Below are 17412 nucleotides of genomic sequence, written 5' to 3'. Positions count from 1 at the left end.
GACAGCGGCTTCGTCGTCCCAGCACGGTGCCGGGCGGAGTGTCGTGTCAGCGGCTCACGGAGGCCCGAGCAGCCACAGCACCGCCACCAGCACGGGCTGCCCGAGGAGCGCGCAGGACACGAAGGTCCACCGCATCCAGGGCTTCGCGACGAGTTCGGGCGAACCGAAGAGCGGCGCCAACGGCATGAGCAACCGCGGCGTCGACGCCATCGGGAGCGACACCGCGAAGATGTACAGCGCGTACGCCGCCGAGTACAGCACGGTCGTCTGCCCGAGCTTCCGGGTCGAGCGGCGCAGCAGCCAGACGGGGTAGGCGACGAGCAGGAACACGACGATCAACACGCCGCCGACGCCGAGCCACCGCGACGCGATGAGGAACCACGGCGTCATCGGCGCGAAGTCCACTCGCCCGATGAAGTTCACCCACCAGGACATCTCGGTCTCGAGGTAGGCGTTCGGCGTCCCGGTCACGTGCGTCGCGATGAGGGGCCAGGCGACCCCGGCTGCGGCCATGACGAGCCCGGACGCGACGGCCGAGAGGCGCTCCCGCATCGGGAACCCGTCGAACGTGCGGTCGCCGGTCCCGGGGGACCGGCCGGCGCGACGGGCACGCACCCAGCGGACGAGCACCACGACCCCGAGCACGAGCGGGATCGCGAGGGCACCGGGGCGGGTGAAGGCCGCGACGACGCCGAGCAGGGTGAGGAGCCCGTACCGCCGACGCTCCAGCGCGAGGAGCGCCCCGAAGCTCAGTGCGAGGAACATGCTCTCCGCGTACCCGACCTGCAGCAGGAACGACAGCGGACCGCACGTGAAGAAGAACACGGCCCACATGCCCGCGCGGTGCCCGGCGTGGTCGCTGACGAGCCGGTGGAGCAGGAACGCGGCGACGAGCCCCGCGCCGAGGGCGATCAGGGGTGCACCGACCTCGAACGTGATGCCGGTGGACGCCGTGAGCATGCGGATGACGAACGGGAAGGCCGGCAGGAACGCCCACGCGTTCTGCGTCACGTGCCCGGCGGCGTCCGTCGGCAGCGTCGTCGGGTAGCCGTGCAACGAGATCTGCTGGTAGTACTGCCCGTCCCACGCCGTGAGGAACGTCAGGAACCCGTGGTCGTTGCCCCAGATCGCGTTGGCGGGGAGCGCACGACCGATCAACGGGTACGCGAGCGCCAGCCAAACCGTCGACACGAGGCGCCCGCCGAACCACACGAGGAGCACGGCGGACCAGGCCGGCAGGCTGGTCGCGAGGTCGGTGAACCGCTGTCGGCCGGTCGCGAGCGATCCGGAGAGCGTCGATTCGGGCGGCACGGGTCGAGGGTAGTCGTCCGTTCCCTGGGAGACCCAGCCGGGAGGCCCGCCCGCGTTGTGCAGGACGGAAAGCGGCCGTCAGGTGGCCGGTCCGTCCACCGCGCCGCCGCTTACGGTGGACGGAACGATCCGACCGACAGGAGCACCATGCCGAAGACCGCCGTCGTCACCGACAACGCGCCGAAGCCCGCAGGGCCCTACAGCCAGGGCATCGTCGCCAACGGCTTCCTCTACACCGCCGGGTTCGGCCCGCAGGACCCCGCGACCGGGGCGATGGCCGACGACGTGGCGGGGCAGACCGCGCAGGTGCTCGCGAACGTCGCAGCGGTGCTCGCCGAGCACGGGGCCACGCTCGACGACGTCGTGAAGTCCACCGTGCACCTCGAGCACTCCGACCGGGACTTCGCGGCCTTCAACGAGGAGTACGCGAAGCACTTCTCCCAGCCGTACCCGGTCCGCACCACCGTGCAGTCGCACCTCGCGGGCATCCTCGTCGAGATCGACGTCGTCGCGGTCCTGCCGTCCGCCTGAGCGGGTCCTCACCCGGCACGTGGTGCACCGCGCGCCACGGGCGGGTGGTCGCCGTCAGGACCCTGACGTCCGGTCGGGATGACGGAACGGCGTCCGGCGCAGGCCCGCGCCCGGCGTCGCCCCGGTGAGCACGCCGTCCCGCAGCACGGGGACGCCGGCGACGAGGACGTCGTCGATGCCCTCGGCCAGCAGCATCGGTTCGGCGTACGTCGACCGGGCCGCGACCCGCTCGGGGTCGACGACCACGAGGTCCGCGGTCCAGCCCGGGGCGACGGCACCGCGGTGACCCAGCTGGAACAGGTCTGCGGGCAGCGTCGACAGGTGCTGCTGGACCTCCCACCAGCTCAGCAGACCGGTCCGCGCGTACTCGCCGAGGTACCGTGCGAACGTGCCGTACGCGCGAGGGTGCGGGTGCGTCCCGACGAAGATGCCGTCCGAGCCCCCGGTGTGGCCGCCGTGCCGGTACAGCTCCGCCAGCTCCGTGGGCGTCCGTGGACGTGGGACCCGCATCACGACGGTCACCTGCAGCCCGGAGTCGACGAGCACGTCGAGCGCGAGGTCGACCGGGTCGGTGCCCGTGGCCGCCGCCGCCTCCGCGAGGGTCCGGCCCTGCAGCGCGTGGAACTCCGCGGCCGGGACGTGCGAGAGCGTGATCTGCTCCGCCCAGTCCGTGCCGAGGTCAGCGCGTCCGAGCACCCGGTCGAGCACCGCACCCCGGACCCGCGCGCGGCCGCCGTCGACCGCCAGTGCCCGAGCGAGGTCGTCGGTGCCCGGTCGGGCGAGCTCCGCGGGCAGGAGCAGCATCGACAGGATCGTGCAGCCGCGCGAGTAGGGGTAGCTGTCGAACGACAGGGGTGCGCCCGCAGCCGCTGCCCGGTCGAGTGCGTCGAGGGCGAGCCCGACGGGGGCGTGCAGGTGCGAGACGTGGGCGGACCCGCCGCCCACACGGCAGATGCGGACGATCTCGTCGATGCCCGCGGCGACGTTCGACTCGTACCCACCGCGCATGTGTGTCACGTACCGTCCGCCGACCGCTGCGGACTCGGCGGCGAGGGCAGCGATCTCCTCGGTCGAGGCGTGCAGGCCGGGGACGTAGTCGAGCCCGGTCGCGAGGCCCACCGCACCGTCCGCCGTGCCCTGTCGCACGAGCGCCCGCATGGCGTCGAGCTGTTCGTCGTCGGCGGGGCCGTCGTCGTCGCCCATCACCTCGTGCCGAACGGTCCCGGCGGGCACGAGCGTCGCCACGTTGAGCGGCGTCATGCCGTCGTAGGTGGCGAGCAGTCCGGCGATCCCGTCGCCGCGGTAGGTCGGGTGCGGGCCGTCGATCGCTGCGAAGTACCGGGCCGCGTACGAGCCGTCGCCCGGCGCCGGCCCGACGCCGTCCTGCCCGGTGACGATCGTCGTGACGCCCTGGCGCAGCAGCGCGAGCTGCACACGCTCGTCGAACACGAGCGACCCCGCGTGCGAGTGCGCGTCGACGAAGCCGGGCATCACGACCCGGTCCGTGCAGTCGACGACCTCGGCGTCGGCGGGGACACGGAGCCGATCACCGACCTCGGCCACGCGGTCGTCCACGGTCAGGACGTCCCGACGGTGGAAGCCGCCGTCGTCCCCGACGATCGACCCGCCGACGAGGAACACCGGCGTCGTCATCGCGCCAGCGCCGCGACGAGCCGTTCCGCCCGCGTACGGAGGCCGTCGAGGTCGCCGCCCCGCAGTGCGTCGCCGACGAGCGGCGAACCGAGGCCGACAGCGACCGCACCCGCCGCGAGGTAGTCGGCCGCGTCGTCCACGCCGATGCCACCCGTGGGGATCACGTCGACGAAGTCGAGCGGCGCGAGCACCTGCTGCAGGAACGCCGGCCCGCCGAGCTGCGCGGCCGGGAAGACCTTCACCGCCCGCGCTCCGTGCCGCCACGCCGTGACGATCTCCGTCGGCGTGGCCGCACCCGGGTACCAGCCGAGGCCCCGCTCGTGGGCGCGCTCGCCGATCGCGGGGTCGGTGTGCGGGCTGACCGCGAAGGTCGCGCCGAGGGCGGCGGCCTCGTCGAGCTGCCGGGGTTCGAGGACGGTCCCGACGCCGACCGCGGCGCCGCTGCCGTACCGGTCGACCGCCCAGGCGATGCCGTCCTGCCACCGCGGGGTGTTCGTGGTGAGCTCGATCGCGCGGACCCCGGACTCGACGAGCACCCGGATGACGTCCTCGACGTGCTCGCCCGTGCCGCCGCGGAGGATCGCGACCGCGGGCCCGGCGTCGTGGCGGTGCCTGGCCGTCGTGGTGGGAGCGGCGGTGTCGGTCATCGGGGTCCTCCTGTCGTCGGGGCGACCATCAGCGGTCCACCCGGTCGTGCACGGCGTGGTCGATCTCGGGGGCGTCGGTCACGGAGACGACCGTGTCGGGGTCCGGGAGCCGCCAGTCGCTCGCCACGGTGCAGGCGAGCGCGCCGGCGTCCGCCGCACGGTCGAGCGCCTCGGCGGGAGCAGCGCCGGTGAGGACCGCGGCGAGCCATCCGGCGACGAAGGCGTCACCGGCGCCGACCGGGTCGACCACCCGGACGGGCGTTGCCGCACGACGGTGCAGGACACCGTCGACCGCGGCCACGGCCCCGCGGGAGCCGAGCTTCACCACCGCGGTGCCGCGCGCGAGGGCGGCGAGCCCGCGGGCGAGGTCGTCCTCGTCGTCCCGTCGCTCCTCACGCCCGAGCACGAGCCGGGCCTCGTCGTCGCTCGCGAACACCACGGTCGACCGCTCGACGACCGCGCGGTAGTGCCGCCGCGCGGAGTCCGGGTCGACGAGCTTCGGCCGGTGGTTCACGTCGAAGGACACCGGGACCCCGGCGGCCTCGGCTCGGTCGAGCACCGCGTCGACGGTCGCACGGGAGCGGTCGGAGAGCGCCAGGGAGATCCCGCTGAGGTGCACGAGTGCGGCCTGCTCGACGAGTCCGGCCGGCACGTCCTCGGGCCCGATCGCCGATCCGGCGGAACCCCGGCGGTGGTACGTCACGCGGGTCCGACCGTCGGCCAGCCGCTCCTTCATCATGAGTCCGGTCGAGCGGTCGGCATCGGGGACCGCGACCACGTCGACGCCCGCGCCGCGGACGTCCGCCACGACGCGGTCGCCCGCCGGGTCCGTCCCGACGCGGCCGACCCACGTCGCCGGCACCCCGGCCCGGACGAGCCCGATCGCGACGTTGCTCTCGGCGCCGCCGGTGTCGACGTGCATGGTGTCCAGGTCGGGGACGGCTCCGACGGACCGCCCGCTGAGCAGGAGCATCGTCTCGCCGACGGCGACCACCCGACCGGTCACCGTGCGCTCCGGTTCGCGGTCCGGTTCAGGGCCAGCTGCGCGGAGGACGACCCGAGCGCGACCGAGATCTCGTGCGCCGTCCGGACGACCCCGGACCCGAGGTCGCGGACCGCGGCTGCCGGGAACCGCGATGCGAGTCCGGAGATGCTCATCGCCCCGACGACCTGGTTCGCGTGGTCGAACACGGGGGCGGCGACGCACCGGATGTCCGGTTCGTTCTCGCGGTCGTCGATGCCGTAGCCGCGCTGGTGTGTCCGGTCGACCTCGCGGCGCCAGCGCACGTCGTCCGTGATCGTGTGGTCCGTCATCGCGCGGACGGGTTCGGCGAGCACCCGGGCGAGCAGGTCGGACTCCCCGAACGCCACGATCGCCTTGCCGGAGGCGGTGTTGCGCATCGGGAGGCGGTTGCCGATGCGCGAGCCCATCCGGACCGTCCCGCGCGTCTCGACCTTGTCGACGTAGACGATGTCGGTGCCGTCCGGGACGACGAGGTGGCAGGTCAGGCCGGTGCGTTCGGCGGTCCGGCGGAGGAACGGGGCCGCGGCCGCCCGGAGGTCGATGCCCTCGAGGTAGCTCTGGCCGAGGAGCAGCGCCCCGAGCCCGAGCGTGAACCCGGCGTCCGCGGTCCGGCGGAGCAGGTCGGTCTCGACCATCGGGGCCGTCAGACGGAGGACGGTCGACTTCGACGTCCCGAGCTCCGCGGCCAGGGTGCCGAGGCTGACGGACACCTCGCCGTTCCGGGTGCGTTCGGCGACGTGGTCGAGCAGCCGGAGTCCTCGTCGGAGCGACAGCGCGGCGTTGCGGGCGGGGATGTCGGGCGGGGTGGTCACCGGAACTCCGTCTCGATCGTGTCGAGCACGGTGTCGTCGTCGGCGAGCACGAGGACCCGGTGCCACTTGTCGAACACCGTGCAGGGGTGTGAGATGCCGAACACCACGACGTCCCCCGGGGTGAGGGCGGGTGCGTCGTCGGTGGCCCGCAGGTAGCAGTGCTGGTCGTCGAGGCGGGTGACGGTGACCGACCCCGGAGCGGGAGCGACGGGGCGGGCGTCAGCCGTGCCTCCCGGCCGGACCTCGCGCACGACCGGCAGCCCTTCATCGAAGCTGATGTCCCGCTTGCCGACGGCCACGAGGACCAGGCCGGGCTCCGGGGCGGAGGTGACCCGACCCCAGACGCGGATGGCGGCTTCGAGCCGCCCCTCCTCGGGGTGGCGGCCGAAGGGCGTCCGCTCGGCGTAGAAGCCGTCGTCGTGCGTCAGCGACGCTCCCGAACGCAGCAGGACGTCGACGTCGTCGGGCCGGTCCTCGACGGCCTCGACGACGGCGTCGAACCAGGCGCTGCCACCCATGCTGAGGAGCATCCGTGGCGCGCTGACGAGCGGGCGGACCGCCTCGGTCACCGCCAGCACCCCGCGGACGTACTCGCGGGCTTTGTCGGGGCCGGGCAACCCGCCCTCGTAGCCGGTCACGCCGCGGAGCTCCAGCCCGGCGTCGTGCGCGGTCCGTGCGAGGGCGATCCCGTCCTCGGGCGACCGGACGCCCGTCCGACCACCCGGGAACCCGACCTCGACGAGCACCGGGAGCGGTCCGTGGGTCGCTGCCGCGGCGACCCCGGCGGGGGAGTCGACCTGGAAGAGGACGTCGCCGTCCGGGTCCTCGGCGCGTCGACCCGCGATCCAGGCGAGGCCGGCCGGGTCGAGCACCTCGTTCGCGACGAGGATGCGGTGGATGCCGTGCCGCCATGCCACGACGGCCTGCTGGACGGAGGCGACCGTGACGCCCCAGGCGCCGAGGTCGAGCTGTCGGCGGGCCAGTGCCGGCGCCATGTGGGTCTTCATGTGCGGCGCGAACAGCAGGCCGTGGCGGTCGACGTAGGCCTGCATCACGGCGGCGTTCGACGCGAGGGCGGACTCGCGGAGCGTCATCGTCGGCAGCAGGACGTCGTCGAGCACGTGCGTCGTCATCGGGCCTCCTCGTCGAGTGCGAAGCAGCCGGGGTGCTGCGACGCTGCGCTTCTGCCACGTTCGTCCGTCCGGCGCGGTCTGGACAACGGAGCCGCCTGCTCCATTGTGCAGCGCAGAACATCACGCGCCCAGGGCGGTCCGGAACCCGAGCAGGCATAGCATTTCGTTCGACATGACGACGACGACATCGACGCCCGCCCCTCGGCGGACCCGCAGCACGGCGGTGGCCGTCCTCGTGGCCGGCACCTTCTTCATGGAGCTGCTCGACGGCACGATCCTCGCGACGGCAGCGCCCGCGATGGGCCGCGACCTCGGGGTCGACTCGGCGGCCGTCGGCGTCGCCATCACCGCGTACCTCGTGACGTTGGCGGTGTTCATCCCGGTGAGTGGCTGGGTGACCGACCGCGTCGGCTCCCGCACCGTCTTCGCGGCGGCGATCGCGCTCTTCACGATCGCGTCCGCGCTGTGTGCCGCGTCGACGGGGCTCGTGGAGCTGACCCTCTGGCGCATCCTGCAGGGCCTCGGCGGCGCGATGATGGTGCCCGTCGGCCGGCTCGTCGTCCTCCGGAGTGCCGGACGCGACCAGCTCGTCACGGCGATCGCGATCCTGACCTGGCCGGCGCTCGCGGCCCCGATCATCGCGCCGTTCGTCGGCGGGGTGCTCGTCGACACCCTGACGTGGCACTGGATCTTCCTCATCAACATCCCGCTCGGGGTGATCGCGTTCGTCGCCGCGCTCGTGCTCGTGCCCCAGGAACGGGCGCCGGAGCGGGTGCCGTTCGACTGGCTCGGCTCGCTCCTCGCGTGCTTCGGGCTCGGCGCGCTCGTCGTGATGGCATCGCTGCTGGCGCTCGACGTGGTGCCGGTCCTCGCGGTCGTCGTCTCCGGGGTCGTCGGAGCGGCGTGCTGCTGGCTCGCGGTCCGGCACTTCCGGCGAGCCCCACACCCGATCATGGGGCTCGAGTCCTTCCGGCTCGAGACCTTCCGGGTGTCGCACGCCGGCGGCAGCCTGTTCCGCCTGGCCGTGTCGGCGGTGCCGTTCGTGCTCCCGCTGCTCTTCCAGGACGCGTGGGGGTGGAGTGCGGTGCTCGCCGGCTCCGCGGTGCTCTGGGTCTTCGTCGGCAACCTCGGCATCAAGCCCATGACGACGCCGTTCCTCCGCTGGTTCGGGTACCGGCCCGTCATCGTCGTGTCGTCCGCCGTCGCCGCGCTCAGCGTCGTGGCGATGGCGTTCATGACCCCGGACACGCCGTTCTGGCTGCTCGCGGTGCTGCTCGTCGTGAGCGGCGCCGCGCGGTCCGTCGGCTTCACCGCGTACAACACGATCGCGTTCGCCGACGTCGAGCAGGCGGACATGACCCCGGCGAACACGCTGTCCTCGACGCTGCAGCAGACCGCGGCGGGGTTCGGTGTGGCCGTCGCCGCCGTGGTCATCCGTGCGGCGTCGGGGCTCGGCGGGTCGGGGCCGTACGTGGTCGCGTTCTGGGTCATCGCGGCACTCCTCGTCGTCGCGTGCGTCGAGGGTGTGCTCATGAGCCGGACCGCGGGGGACACCGTGCGACCCGCCCGGCGGGTGCGGGTCCGCGCCTGACGGTCCGACCCGCCCGGCGGGTGCGGGTCCGCGCCTGACGGTCCGACCCGCCCGGCGGGCACCGATCCGCGGAGGACGGCTGCCACGGGCGGCCCTCGCAGCGTGCCGCGCCGCCTCCGCTGTCCGTTCGCGACCTGGTCACCCGCACGGGACCCGCACCGCGCTACAGTCTCAGGAACCTGCTGTGGAGGCCGAGTAGTTTCGCTGCGGCAGGGTGACCCGGTACCCCGGACAGGACGCCACCCGGAACAGGAAGGCAGCATGGCCGCTCCACAGCAGCACGGGACGCTCGACCCCGACGCCGACGTGCAGCCGACCGCACTCCGCGTCGTCAGCTACAACCTCCGCGAGCACACCGCGAACGGCGAACTCGCGTCCCTGGCCGAGGCCTCCCAGGCCGACGTGCTGTGCGTGCAGGAATGCGACTCCAACGACCTCGCGCCGACCGTCGGCGGGCTCTCACTCGCGGCCTCGACGAAGGCGAACCGACTCGGCCTCGCGATCTACAAGCGCGACGACCGCTTCGACCTGCAGGACTTCAGCATCCACTCGCTGCAGAAGTCCCTGCACGACCGCGTCCTCGCGCCCGCGCACGAACGGCTCATCGCCATGCACCTGCGCGACCGCGAGGCCGACGCCGAGGTCATCGTGGCCTCGTTCCACGCGTCGCCGCTGACGGCCACGAACTCCCTGCGCCGCAAGCAGATCGAGGCCGCGCACCAGTTCGTCCGCGACCTCTCGAGCGAGGCCCCGGCGATCATGGTCGGCGACTTCAACTACCCGTGGTTCCAGACGAACCTGCGACGGAAGATCGAGCAGCACGGCTTCGCGCTGTCCCTCTCGGACCAGCCGACGTACCTGCGCTACCGCAAGTTCACCGGGCACTTCGACTTCGCGACCAGCGTCGGCCTGCACATCGCGGGGGTCGAGACCCTGCCCGCCGGCGTCTCCGACCACCGGCCGATCCTGGTCCGGGCGCACTACGAGCACCCCGGCGACACCGCCGGCTACCCCACCGTCGACGCCTCCGCCGCCTGACGCGCGGGCGCGTCCGGCCGCGCACCGTGCGCCGGAGCGCCCCGTCGAGGTTCCGAAATCGCGGCATGTCGGCAGCCGATTCGGCTGTGCGTGGAACCTCGTTGGGACACGAGCGGCGAGTCGTGGAACCTCACGGGTCCTCGAAGCACCGGGCGACGGACGGGAGGCGCGGTGCCAGCCGGCACCGCGCCTCCCGTCCGGTCCGGGTCGGGTCCGCGACCCGCGCCGCGTCAGCGACGCAACGTCGCTCGCGCCAGGCGGTTCCCGAGGAACTGCCCGAGCTGCACGATGACCACGATCGCTGCGACCGACACGTAGACGATCCACCAGTCGTAGCGCTGCGAGCCGTAGGTGATCGCGTACTCGCCGAGGCCGCCGCCACCGACGATCGCGCCCTGCGCCGTCATGTCGACGATGCCGACGTAGATGAACGTGTACCCGAGGATGAGCGGTCCGAGGCCCTCGGGGATGAGCACGGTCAGCAGGATCGACACCGGGTGTGCGCCCGAGGCACGAGCGGCCTCGACCACGCCGGGGTCCACCGCCAGCAGGTTCTGCTCCACGATCCGGGCGACCGCGAACGACGCCGCGAACGAGATCGCGAACGTCACCGCGGGCACGCCGATCGTGGTGCCCACGACCTCTCGCTGCAGCGGGCCGATCGCGGCCAGCAGGATCACGAACGGGATCGGCCGGACGATGTTCACGACGACGTTGGCGACGGTGTGGACGGTCCGGTTCCCGAGCAGGTTGCCCGGTCGGGTGGCGTAGAGCACGAGCCCGAGGACGAGGCCGATCACACCGGCGACGACGAGCGAGATGATCGTCATCACGAGGGTGTCGCGCACCGAGGAGACGAAGACGTCGAACGAGTCGATCACGCTCTGGAAGGTGTTGTTCACGCCGCTGCCTCCTCGTCCACGGTGGTGCCGCTGCCGCGCAGTTCGGAGACGGCGCGGTCGACGGCGTGCGGGTCGTCGCTCGTCAGTTCGTAGGTGAGCGAGCCGATGCGACGCTCACGGATCTCGCCGACACCGCCGAAGACGAGCTCGGCCGTCACACCGTGCGCGCGCCACGCCGCGTCGATCCGGTTCTGCAGGCCGACCTCGTCGGAGATCTGCACCGTGACGAGTCGACCGGCGTGGTGCTCACGGAGCCGCGCCAGCTGCTCATCCGACGGTCGGTCGTGCAGAGCGGTCCGGACGAACCGCTGCGCGGCCGGGGTCTGCGGCTTCGAGAACACGTCGTACACGTCGCCGACCTCGACCACGCGGCCGTGCTCCATGACGGCGACGCGGTCCGCGATCTGCCGCACGGCGTCCATCTCGTGCGTGATGACGATGATCGTGACGCCGAGCTCCCGGTTCACGCGGCGGAGCAGCCCGAGGACCTCCGACGTGGTGTCCGGGTCGAGGGCGCTCGTGGCCTCGTCGGCGAGCAGCAGCTCGGGGTTCGACGCGAGCGCCCGGGCGATGCCGACGCGCTGCTTCTGCCCGCCGGAGAGCTGCTCCGGGTAGGCGTACGCGCGGTCGAGCAGCCCGACGAAGTCGAGCAGCTCCGCGACGCGACGGTCACGCTCCTGCTTGCCGACACCGGCGACCTTGAGCGGGTACGCGACGTTGCCCGCGATCGTCCGGGAGCGGAACAGGTTGAACTGCTGGAAGATCATCCCGATGCGCCGACGCGCCTGACGGCGATCCCGCTCGGGGATCGCCGTCAGGTCCTGTCCGGCGACCGTCACCGACCCGGAGCTCGGCAGCTCCAGGGCATTGACGAGCCGGACGAGCGTCGACTTGCCGGCACCGGAGTACCCGATCACCCCGAGGACCTCGCCCTGGTGCACGTCCAGGGAGACGTCCTCGACCGCGGTGACGCTCTCGCCGGTGTCGGCGCGGCGGTAGTGCTTCGAGACGCCGCGGAGTTCGACGAGCGCGGGCACTACTGCTTGGCCGCCTTCGCGTCCTGCTCGACGGTCGCGAGCTCGCTCTGCAGCTTCGTCGCGCTCACGTTGCGCGCGACGGCCTGCGGGTAGTCCTGCTTGAACGCCTTCTGCACGGCGCTGTCCTGGAACAGCTTCGCGAGGGCCAGGTAGGTCGTGTCGTCCTTGTCGGCGTTCCGGACGGCGAACACGTTGACGTACGGAGCGGCGCTGGCGCTCGACGGGTCGTCCTTCGAGATGACGTCCTCGACCGGCAGGCCGGCACTGGTCGCGAAGTTGTTGTTCACGACGGCCGCGGCGACGGAGCCCTGCTGCAGCGCGTTCGCGGTCTGCGATGCGTCGAGGGTCTGCACGTCGACCTTGTGGGTCTCGATGTCAGCGGTGGTCGAGAAGGGGGTCCCGCCGTTCTTCAGCGTGAGGAGCTTCGCGTCCTGCAGCACGAGGAGGGCGCGCGCCTGGTTGATCGCGTCGTTCGGGATCGCGACCTTCGCGTCCGCCGGCAGGGCCGAGGCGCTGTCGTACTTCGTCGCGTAGAGCGGCAGCGGGTAGACGGCCGTCGAGCCGATCGGCTGGAGGTCGTCGTTCGAGGTGGTGTTGTAGTCCGCGAGGTACTGGATGTGCTGGAACTGGTTGATGTCGACCTGGCCGTCCTTGAGCGCAGGGTTCGGCAGCGAGTAGTCGGAGAAGTTCACGAGCTGCACGGTGACGTTCAGCTCGTCCTTCGCGAGCTTCGTGTAGGTCTTCCAGTACGGCAGCGCCTTGTCCGCGACACCGATCTTCACGGTCTTCGCGGCGCCCTCACCAGCGGCACCGGCTCCTCCGTCGCCACCGGCGCGGACGGCACCGACGATCACGGCGACGACGATCGCCACGACGACGACGGCCGCAGCGATGATCCAGCCGATCGGACGCTTGCCCTTCGGCTTCTGGGGCAGGGCAGGTGCGGACATGGTGCTCCTCGTGGGGTGAGCGGTGCGGTGGTCGGTGTCGCGGTGGTCCGCGGCGTCCGTCGAGTGTGACCGGTGACCAGCGCGGGTCGCGAGTTGCGTTCCGCCGTGTTACAGCCGTGTGACAGCGCGGTCCGGTTCACTCGGACGGGTGCGGAGCATCGAACTCGTCCTGTCCCCGGCCGCGGACGCAGCCGTGCGTGCCGTGTGGGACGAGTTGATCGCGGAAGACCTGCCGAGCCTCGGTCGGCACGTGTCGGACTCGAACGCGCCGCACGTCACCCTCGCTGCCGGTCCGGACCTGCTCGTCCCGCCCCGGTTCGACGCGCCCGCGCCCCCGACGCTCCGACTCGGTGGCGTCCTGCTCTTCCCGGCCGGCCCGGAGCGGTCCGTCCTCGTCCGGGCCGTCGTCGTCGACCACGCGCTCGCGGCCTTCCACGAGGCCGTGCACCGAGCCGCTCCCGGTGGCGTCGACACCTCGTTGCCGGGCGCGTGGTCGCCCCACCTGTCGTTCGCCCGCCGGGTCCGGGACGCCGATCTCCCGCGGGCCCTGGCGGCGCTCCGGCGGGCACCGCTGCCCGAGGTGCTCGAGGTGGGCGGTGTCCGCTTCTGGGACGGGGAGACGAAGACGGTGACGCCGCTGGCGTGAGGAGCGGGTCGGTGCCGGGACGAGCCTCCCGGCTGCGTCGGCCGGTCGGCGGCCGCCCGCCCGCCCGCCGTCAGCGTGCCGTCCGTCAGACTCCGAGGACGCGCTCGGCGAAGGCGGAGCCGAAGACGCGGTCCGGGTCCGCGGCGCGGACCAGGTCGCGGACGGCCGGGAGGCGCGGGTACAGCCCGGCGATGGCCTCGCCGTCCAGGGAGCTCATCTTCCCCCAGTGCGGCCGCCCGTCGAAGGGGGCGAGCAGGCCCTCGAGGTCGGGCAGGAGCGCGGCGACCTCGGCCGGGTGCTTCCTCCAGGTGAAGGCGATGCAGAGCACGTCCTCGCCCTGGGTCGGGCTCAGCCAGAACGGATCGGCCGCCATGGTCCGGAGTTCGCACACGTGCAGGTGTGGCTGGATGCGGTCCGCCATCGTCCGGACGGCGTCGAGGGCTGCCGCCGCGTGCCGGAGCGGGACGAAGTGCTCGCTCTGGACCTCTGACCCGACGCTCGGGACCGACTCGATGGGGAAGTGCGGCAGGCGGTCCCACCACGGGCCGACCGACCCGTCGCGGGCGGTGTGGTGGCCGTCACCCGGTGTCCCCGGCCGCTTCGGTGCACCGAGGAGGTGCTCCGGCACGGCGACGTCGACGGCCCCGTGGGCGACGCGGGACTTCATGAGCACGTCGCTGATCTCGTCGCCGAAGACCGTGTACGAGCAGACCGAGTAGCCGGCCGCGTGGACCTCGGCGACGTGCGCGGTGAAGACGTCCCACGGCATCGGGCCGTACGAGTCCTGCCGCATGTCGTAGGTGGGCTGGAGGTCGAGCGTGACCCTGGTCACGATGCCGAACAGTCCGAGGTGGAGGACCGTGCCCGCGAACCCAGTGTCGTCGCGGTGCACGGTGCGGAGACCGCCGTCCGGGCCGATCAGCTCGAGCGAACGGACGGCCGTGCTCAGCGAACCGAGCGTCGTGCCGGAGCCGTGCGTGCCGGTGGCGACCGCCCCGCCGACGGAGATGTGGGGGAGGGAACCCGTGTTGTGCAGGGCGAACCCAGCGCGGTCGATCTCCGGGGCGACGAGTCCGTAGCGGGTCCCGGCGCCCATCGTCGCGGTCCGTGCACCGGCGTCGATGACGAGGTCGGTCGGGACACCCGTGAGGTCGAGCAGCACCCCCGAGGTGTCCGCGACGTCGTTGAACGAGTGCCGGGTTCCGAGCCCGTGCACCCGTGGCGAGCGTGCGACGACCTCGGCGGCCTCGGCGACGGACCCGGGCCGGACGACGCGCTCCGCCGTGTAGGTGACCGTGCCGGACCAGTTCAGCTCGCTCGTCGTCGACCGCATGTCGCCCACGATGCCACGCGCCGCCGACAGCCGCGGGGGGAGCGCGGCCGTCAGTGCATCGACGGAGCGGGGGTGCCCTCCGGGTTCTTCGGGCGACGGACCATCGACGCGGTCACGATGCCGGCGAGGGAGATGACCGCCCCGACCAGGAACGCGGTCTTCACGCCCGTCGCGGTGGCCGAGGCGACGTCCGCCGCGCCGGTGCTCGCCGCGCCCGCCGCACCGATGGTGAGCAGGGTCACGAAGAGCGCCGTGCCTGCTGCGCCCGCGAGCTGCTGGGCGGTGCCGAGCACCGCGCTGCCGTGCGAGTAGAGCTTCGGGGGCAGCCCGCCGAGTGCCGACGTGAAGAGCGGCGTGAACGTGAGTGCCAGCCCGATGCTCAGGACGACGTGCGCACCGAGGACGAACCACACGCTCGTGCCGGTGCCGACGGTCGACAGCGCCCAGAGCACGGCACTGACGATGATCGAGCCGGGGATGAGCAGCACCCGCGGGCCGCGGCGGTCGTAGACGCGACCGACGACCGGCGACAGCAGCCCCATGATCAGCCCGCCCGGGAGCAGCAGGAGGCCGACCTGCAGGACCTCGAGCCCGAGCACGCGCTCGAGGTAGATGGGCAGCAGGATGAGCGTGCCGAACATCGCCATGAAGCTGACGACCATCGCGACGATCGGGATGGTGAACCCGGCGGTGCGGAAGGTCCGGAGATCGAGCAGGGCCGAGTCGCTGCGCTGCAGGCGGGTCTGGCGGAGCACGAAGACCGCGAGGGCCACCACGCCGACCACCAGCGACACGATCGGCACGAGGGGGCCGGTCGATCCCGCCTCGCCGATGCTCGACAGCCCGTAGACGAGCCCGCCGAACGCGAAGGCCGACAGCACGACGGAGAGCACGTCGATCGGGGCCTTCCGCGGGATGGACACGTTGCGGACCTTGACCATGCCGAGGATCAACGCGGCGATCGCGATCGGGAGCACGAAGCCGAAGAGCCAGCGCCACGAGAACGCGTTGAGGATCAGTCCGGAGATCGTCGGGCCGACCGCCGGGGCGACGGAGATGACGATGGAGATGTTGCCCATCACGCGTCCGCGGTGCGCCGGCTCGACGAGCGTGAGCACCGTCGTCATGAGGAGCGGCATCATGATCGCCGTCCCGCTCGCCTGCACGATGCGCCCGACGAGCAGCATCGTGAAGCCCGGGGCGAGGAGCGCGATCAGCGTGCCGGCGGAGAACAGGCTCATCGCCCACACGAACACCGGTCGCGTGTTGAACCGCTGCAGCAGGAAGCCGGTGATCGGGATCACGACGGCCATCGTGAGGAGGAAGCCCGTCGTCAGCCACTGACCGGTGGCCGCGCTGATGCCGAGGTCGTCCATGAGTCGGGGGAGCGCGACGCCCATGATCGTCTCGTTCAGGATGACCACGAACGCGGAGACGAGCAGGAGCCCGATGACGAGGCGGGTCTCACCGGGGGACGGCTGCGTCACGCTCCCGGTGCGGGGCGCGGAATCGACGGCCTGGGTCATGCGGGGCTCCTGGTGGATCGCGACGTACGGGACGAGGGGGCGCCGGAGCGCAGACAGGGCAACCGCCTGAACGGATTCGATTATTCCGCTTGCGTCCGACACCGGCGAGTCCGAGCCGCGACCCGCGGGCAGCGACCGCGGGCTGCGACGCGCGGGCTGCGACGCGCGGCCCGCGCGTACCGCTCAGTGCAGGATCGCGAAACCCTCGGTGTCACCGTGCGGGATGACCGGCCGGAGCGACACCTCGGTCACCTCGGCCGACGGTGGCCCGCTGTGCAGCAGGTCCATGAGCCGGTCGACCGCGGCGGACGGTCCCTCCGCCTCGACCTCGACCGTCCCGTCGAAGAGGTTCCGCGCGTACCCGACGAGGTCGAGCCCGTCGGCCTTCCGCGCCGTCCAGTACCGGAAACCGACCCCCTGCACCGTGCCCGACACCACCGCGTGCATCCTCGTCACCGTCGTCATGCCATCACCGTAGGCGTGCGCTCCCCGGACGAGTTTTCGGCGGTGTTACCGACTCGTGAAACCCGGTGATAGAGTCATCGCAACCCGAACACTTCGAGTCAACATGACACTAACTTCCGAGCTCCCCATCCGCGTCGCGGTCTCCACCGTGATCGTGGCGCTGCGCCCGCACCCCGACACGGGTGCGCCGGCGCTGTGGATGCCGCTCGTGCGTCGGGTCGCTGAGCCGTACGAGGGCTCGTGGGCGCTCCCGGGCGGGTGGGTGCAGCCGGACGAGGGGCTCGAGGACTCCGCCGCAGCGCGCCTCCGGGAGACCACGAACGTGCAACCGCGGTACCTCGAGCAGCTCTACGCGTTCGGCGACGTCGACCGCTCCCCGAGCCGGGTCGTGTCGATCGTGTACTGGGCCCTCGTGCACCCGGACGAGGCGAACGTCGTGCCCGACGACTGGAACGTCCGCTGGTTCCTCGCGGACGAGCACCCGCCGCTCGCCTTCGACCACGACCGCATCGTCGAGTACGCGCTGTGGCGGCTCCGGAACAAGGTGTCGTACTCCCGGATCGCCCAGGCGTTCCTCGGCGACCGCTTCACCCTCGCCGAGCTCCGTGGCGTCTACGAGGCCGTGCTCGGGCGGGCGCTCGACCCCGCGAACTTCCGGCGACAGGTCGAGAAGACCGATGCCGTCCTGCCCACCGACGAGACCACGAGCGGGGGCCGCCACCGTCCGGCCCGGCTCTACCGTTCCAACCCCGACCTCGCCTACGCGGACAACGGTCCACTGCAGCGGGCCGAGCAGCCAACGAACCGATAGGA

17 protein-coding genes are annotated in these 17412 nt (G+C 72.3%); 5 read left to right on the top strand and 12 right to left on the bottom strand.

The genetic code is table 11. The features are described 5' to 3' along the window. Positions 1-54: 54 nt before the first annotated feature. Positions 55-1311: a hypothetical protein gene (locus NS184_RS05330; RefSeq protein WP_058725098.1), complete on the bottom strand. Its 1257-nt coding sequence runs from the start codon at positions 1309-1311 to the stop codon at positions 55-57. A 147-nt stretch (positions 1312-1458) separates the two neighbouring features. On the opposite strand from NS184_RS05330, the gene NS184_RS05325 reads away from it, so the two are divergent. Beyond that, entirely contained in the window at positions 1459-1842 is a 384-nt protein-coding gene (locus tag NS184_RS05325; RefSeq protein WP_058725097.1) for a RidA family protein, read from the top strand. A gap of 54 nt (positions 1843-1896) precedes the next feature. Here NS184_RS05325 and NS184_RS05320 read toward each other — a convergent pair whose 3' ends face one another. The 5 genes from NS184_RS05320 to NS184_RS05300 are packed head-to-tail and all read right to left on the bottom strand — an operon-like array spanning position 1897 to position 7111. Next, positions 1897-3495, bottom strand: a complete 1599-nt coding sequence (locus NS184_RS05320; protein WP_058725096.1) for an N-acyl-D-amino-acid deacylase family protein — start codon at positions 3493-3495, stop codon at positions 1897-1899. Then, positions 3492-4142, bottom strand: a complete 651-nt coding sequence (locus tag NS184_RS05315; protein WP_058725095.1) for a bifunctional 4-hydroxy-2-oxoglutarate aldolase/2-dehydro-3-deoxy-phosphogluconate aldolase — start codon at positions 4140-4142, stop codon at positions 3492-3494. Before NS184_RS05315 ends, NS184_RS05320 begins: the two co-directional genes overlap by 4 nt. A 28-nt stretch (positions 4143-4170) precedes the next feature. After that, entirely contained in the window at positions 4171-5148 is a 978-nt protein-coding gene (locus NS184_RS05310; protein ID WP_058725094.1) for a sugar kinase, read from the bottom strand. Next, positions 5145-5978 (bottom strand): IclR family transcriptional regulator, encoded by an 834-nt coding sequence (locus NS184_RS05305; protein WP_058725093.1) that lies wholly within the window; start codon positions 5976-5978, stop codon positions 5145-5147. The genes NS184_RS05310 and NS184_RS05305 overlap by 4 nt, the downstream gene beginning before the upstream one ends. Then, complete coding sequence (locus NS184_RS05300; RefSeq protein WP_058725092.1) at positions 5975-7111, bottom strand: alanine racemase; 1137 nt, start codon at positions 7109-7111, stop codon at positions 5975-5977. Before NS184_RS05300 ends, NS184_RS05305 begins: the two co-directional genes overlap by 4 nt. A gap of 172 nt (positions 7112-7283) precedes the next feature. Here NS184_RS05300 and NS184_RS05295 point away from each other — a divergent pair, with 172 nt between their 5' ends. Further along, the gene (locus NS184_RS05295) at positions 7284-8702 is read left to right on the top strand and encodes an MFS transporter (protein ID WP_058725091.1); all 1419 of its coding nucleotides are present in this window, start codon (positions 7284-7286) and stop codon (positions 8700-8702) included. Between the two features lie 261 nt (positions 8703-8963). Continuing rightward, the gene (locus NS184_RS05290; RefSeq protein ID WP_058725090.1) at positions 8964-9740 is read left to right on the top strand and encodes an endonuclease/exonuclease/phosphatase family protein; all 777 of its coding nucleotides are present in this window, start codon (positions 8964-8966) and stop codon (positions 9738-9740) included. A 230-nt stretch (positions 9741-9970) separates the two neighbouring features. Here the strand turns inward: NS184_RS05290 and NS184_RS05285 are convergent, their stop codons facing one another. Genes NS184_RS05285 through NS184_RS05275 form a run of 3 tightly spaced genes read right to left on the bottom strand, consistent with a single transcriptional unit; the run spans position 9971 to position 12629 of the window. Next, positions 9971-10642, bottom strand: coding sequence for a methionine ABC transporter permease (locus NS184_RS05285; protein WP_058725089.1), 672 nt, complete (start codon positions 10640-10642; stop codon positions 9971-9973). After that, positions 10639-11679 carry a methionine ABC transporter ATP-binding protein gene (locus tag NS184_RS05280; protein ID WP_058725088.1) on the bottom strand — a complete coding sequence of 347 codons (1041 nt, stop codon included), beginning with the start codon at positions 11677-11679 and terminating at the stop codon, positions 10639-10641. The genes NS184_RS05285 and NS184_RS05280 overlap by 4 nt, the downstream gene beginning before the upstream one ends. Continuing rightward, complete coding sequence (locus tag NS184_RS05275) at positions 11679-12629, bottom strand: MetQ/NlpA family ABC transporter substrate-binding protein (protein ID WP_058725087.1); 951 nt, start codon at positions 12627-12629, stop codon at positions 11679-11681. The genes NS184_RS05280 and NS184_RS05275 overlap by 1 nt, the downstream gene beginning before the upstream one ends. A gap of 148 nt (positions 12630-12777) precedes the next feature. On the opposite strand from NS184_RS05275, the gene NS184_RS05270 reads away from it, so the two are divergent. Beyond that, the gene (locus tag NS184_RS05270; RefSeq protein WP_058725086.1) at positions 12778-13275 is read left to right on the top strand and encodes a 2'-5' RNA ligase family protein; all 498 of its coding nucleotides are present in this window, start codon (positions 12778-12780) and stop codon (positions 13273-13275) included. An 85-nt stretch (positions 13276-13360) separates the two neighbouring features. On the opposite strand, the gene NS184_RS05265 is transcribed toward NS184_RS05270, so the two are convergent. From NS184_RS05265 to NS184_RS05255, 3 genes are all read right to left on the bottom strand, one after another. Next, positions 13361-14608: a D-arabinono-1,4-lactone oxidase gene (locus tag NS184_RS05265; protein WP_058725085.1), complete on the bottom strand. Its 1248-nt coding sequence runs from the start codon at positions 14606-14608 to the stop codon at positions 13361-13363. Between the two features lie 50 nt (positions 14609-14658). Next, positions 14659-16134 carry an MDR family MFS transporter gene (locus NS184_RS05260; protein ID WP_058725084.1) on the bottom strand — a complete coding sequence of 492 codons (1476 nt, stop codon included), beginning with the start codon at positions 16132-16134 and terminating at the stop codon, positions 14659-14661. A gap of 183 nt (positions 16135-16317) precedes the next feature. After that, positions 16318-16599 carry an acylphosphatase gene (locus tag NS184_RS05255; protein ID WP_058725083.1) on the bottom strand — a complete coding sequence of 94 codons (282 nt, stop codon included), beginning with the start codon at positions 16597-16599 and terminating at the stop codon, positions 16318-16320. A 103-nt stretch (positions 16600-16702) separates the two neighbouring features. Between NS184_RS05255 and NS184_RS05250 the strand changes: the two genes are divergently transcribed. Next, the gene (locus NS184_RS05250; RefSeq protein WP_058725082.1) at positions 16703-17410 is read left to right on the top strand and encodes an NUDIX hydrolase; all 708 of its coding nucleotides are present in this window, start codon (positions 16703-16705) and stop codon (positions 17408-17410) included. The last annotated feature ends 2 nt before the right edge of the window (positions 17411-17412 follow it).

It is taken from the genome of Curtobacterium luteum (assembly GCF_001475545.1).
GTDB lineage: Bacteria > Actinomycetota > Actinomycetes > Actinomycetales > Microbacteriaceae > Curtobacterium > Curtobacterium luteum_A.
Note: the sequence above shows the minus strand (reverse complement) of the source record. Positions and strands in the feature narration are given on the sequence as shown.

What these genes read in the sequence shown, in the direction of transcription:
- NS184_RS05275 (WP_058725087.1), bottom strand. Translation starts at nt 12,629, where the DNA reads ATGTCCGCACCTGCCCTGCCCCAGAAGCCGAAGGGCAAGCGTCCGATC.
- NS184_RS05265 (WP_058725085.1), bottom strand. Translation starts at nt 14,608, where the DNA reads ATGCGGTCGACGACGAGCGAGCTGAACTGGTCCGGCACGGTCACCTAC.
- NS184_RS05290 (WP_058725090.1), top strand. Translation starts at nt 8,964, where the DNA reads ATGGCCGCTCCACAGCAGCACGGGACGCTCGACCCCGACGCCGACGTG.
- NS184_RS05300 (WP_058725092.1), bottom strand. Translation starts at nt 7,111, where the DNA reads ATGACGACGCACGTGCTCGACGACGTCCTGCTGCCGACGATGACGCTC.
- NS184_RS05255 (WP_058725083.1), bottom strand. Translation starts at nt 16,599, where the DNA reads ATGACGACGGTGACGAGGATGCACGCGGTGGTGTCGGGCACGGTGCAG.
- NS184_RS05315 (WP_058725095.1), bottom strand. Translation starts at nt 4,142, where the DNA reads ATGACCGACACCGCCGCTCCCACCACGACGGCCAGGCACCGCCACGAC.
- NS184_RS05325 (WP_058725097.1), top strand. Translation starts at nt 1,459, where the DNA reads ATGCCGAAGACCGCCGTCGTCACCGACAACGCGCCGAAGCCCGCAGGG.
- NS184_RS05320 (WP_058725096.1), bottom strand. Translation starts at nt 3,495, where the DNA reads ATGACGACGCCGGTGTTCCTCGTCGGCGGGTCGATCGTCGGGGACGAC.
- NS184_RS05295 (WP_058725091.1), top strand. Translation starts at nt 7,284, where the DNA reads ATGACGACGACGACATCGACGCCCGCCCCTCGGCGGACCCGCAGCACG.
- NS184_RS05260 (WP_058725084.1), bottom strand. Translation starts at nt 16,134, where the DNA reads ATGACCCAGGCCGTCGATTCCGCGCCCCGCACCGGGAGCGTGACGCAG.
- NS184_RS05250 (WP_058725082.1), top strand. Translation starts at nt 16,703, where the DNA reads ATGACACTAACTTCCGAGCTCCCCATCCGCGTCGCGGTCTCCACCGTG.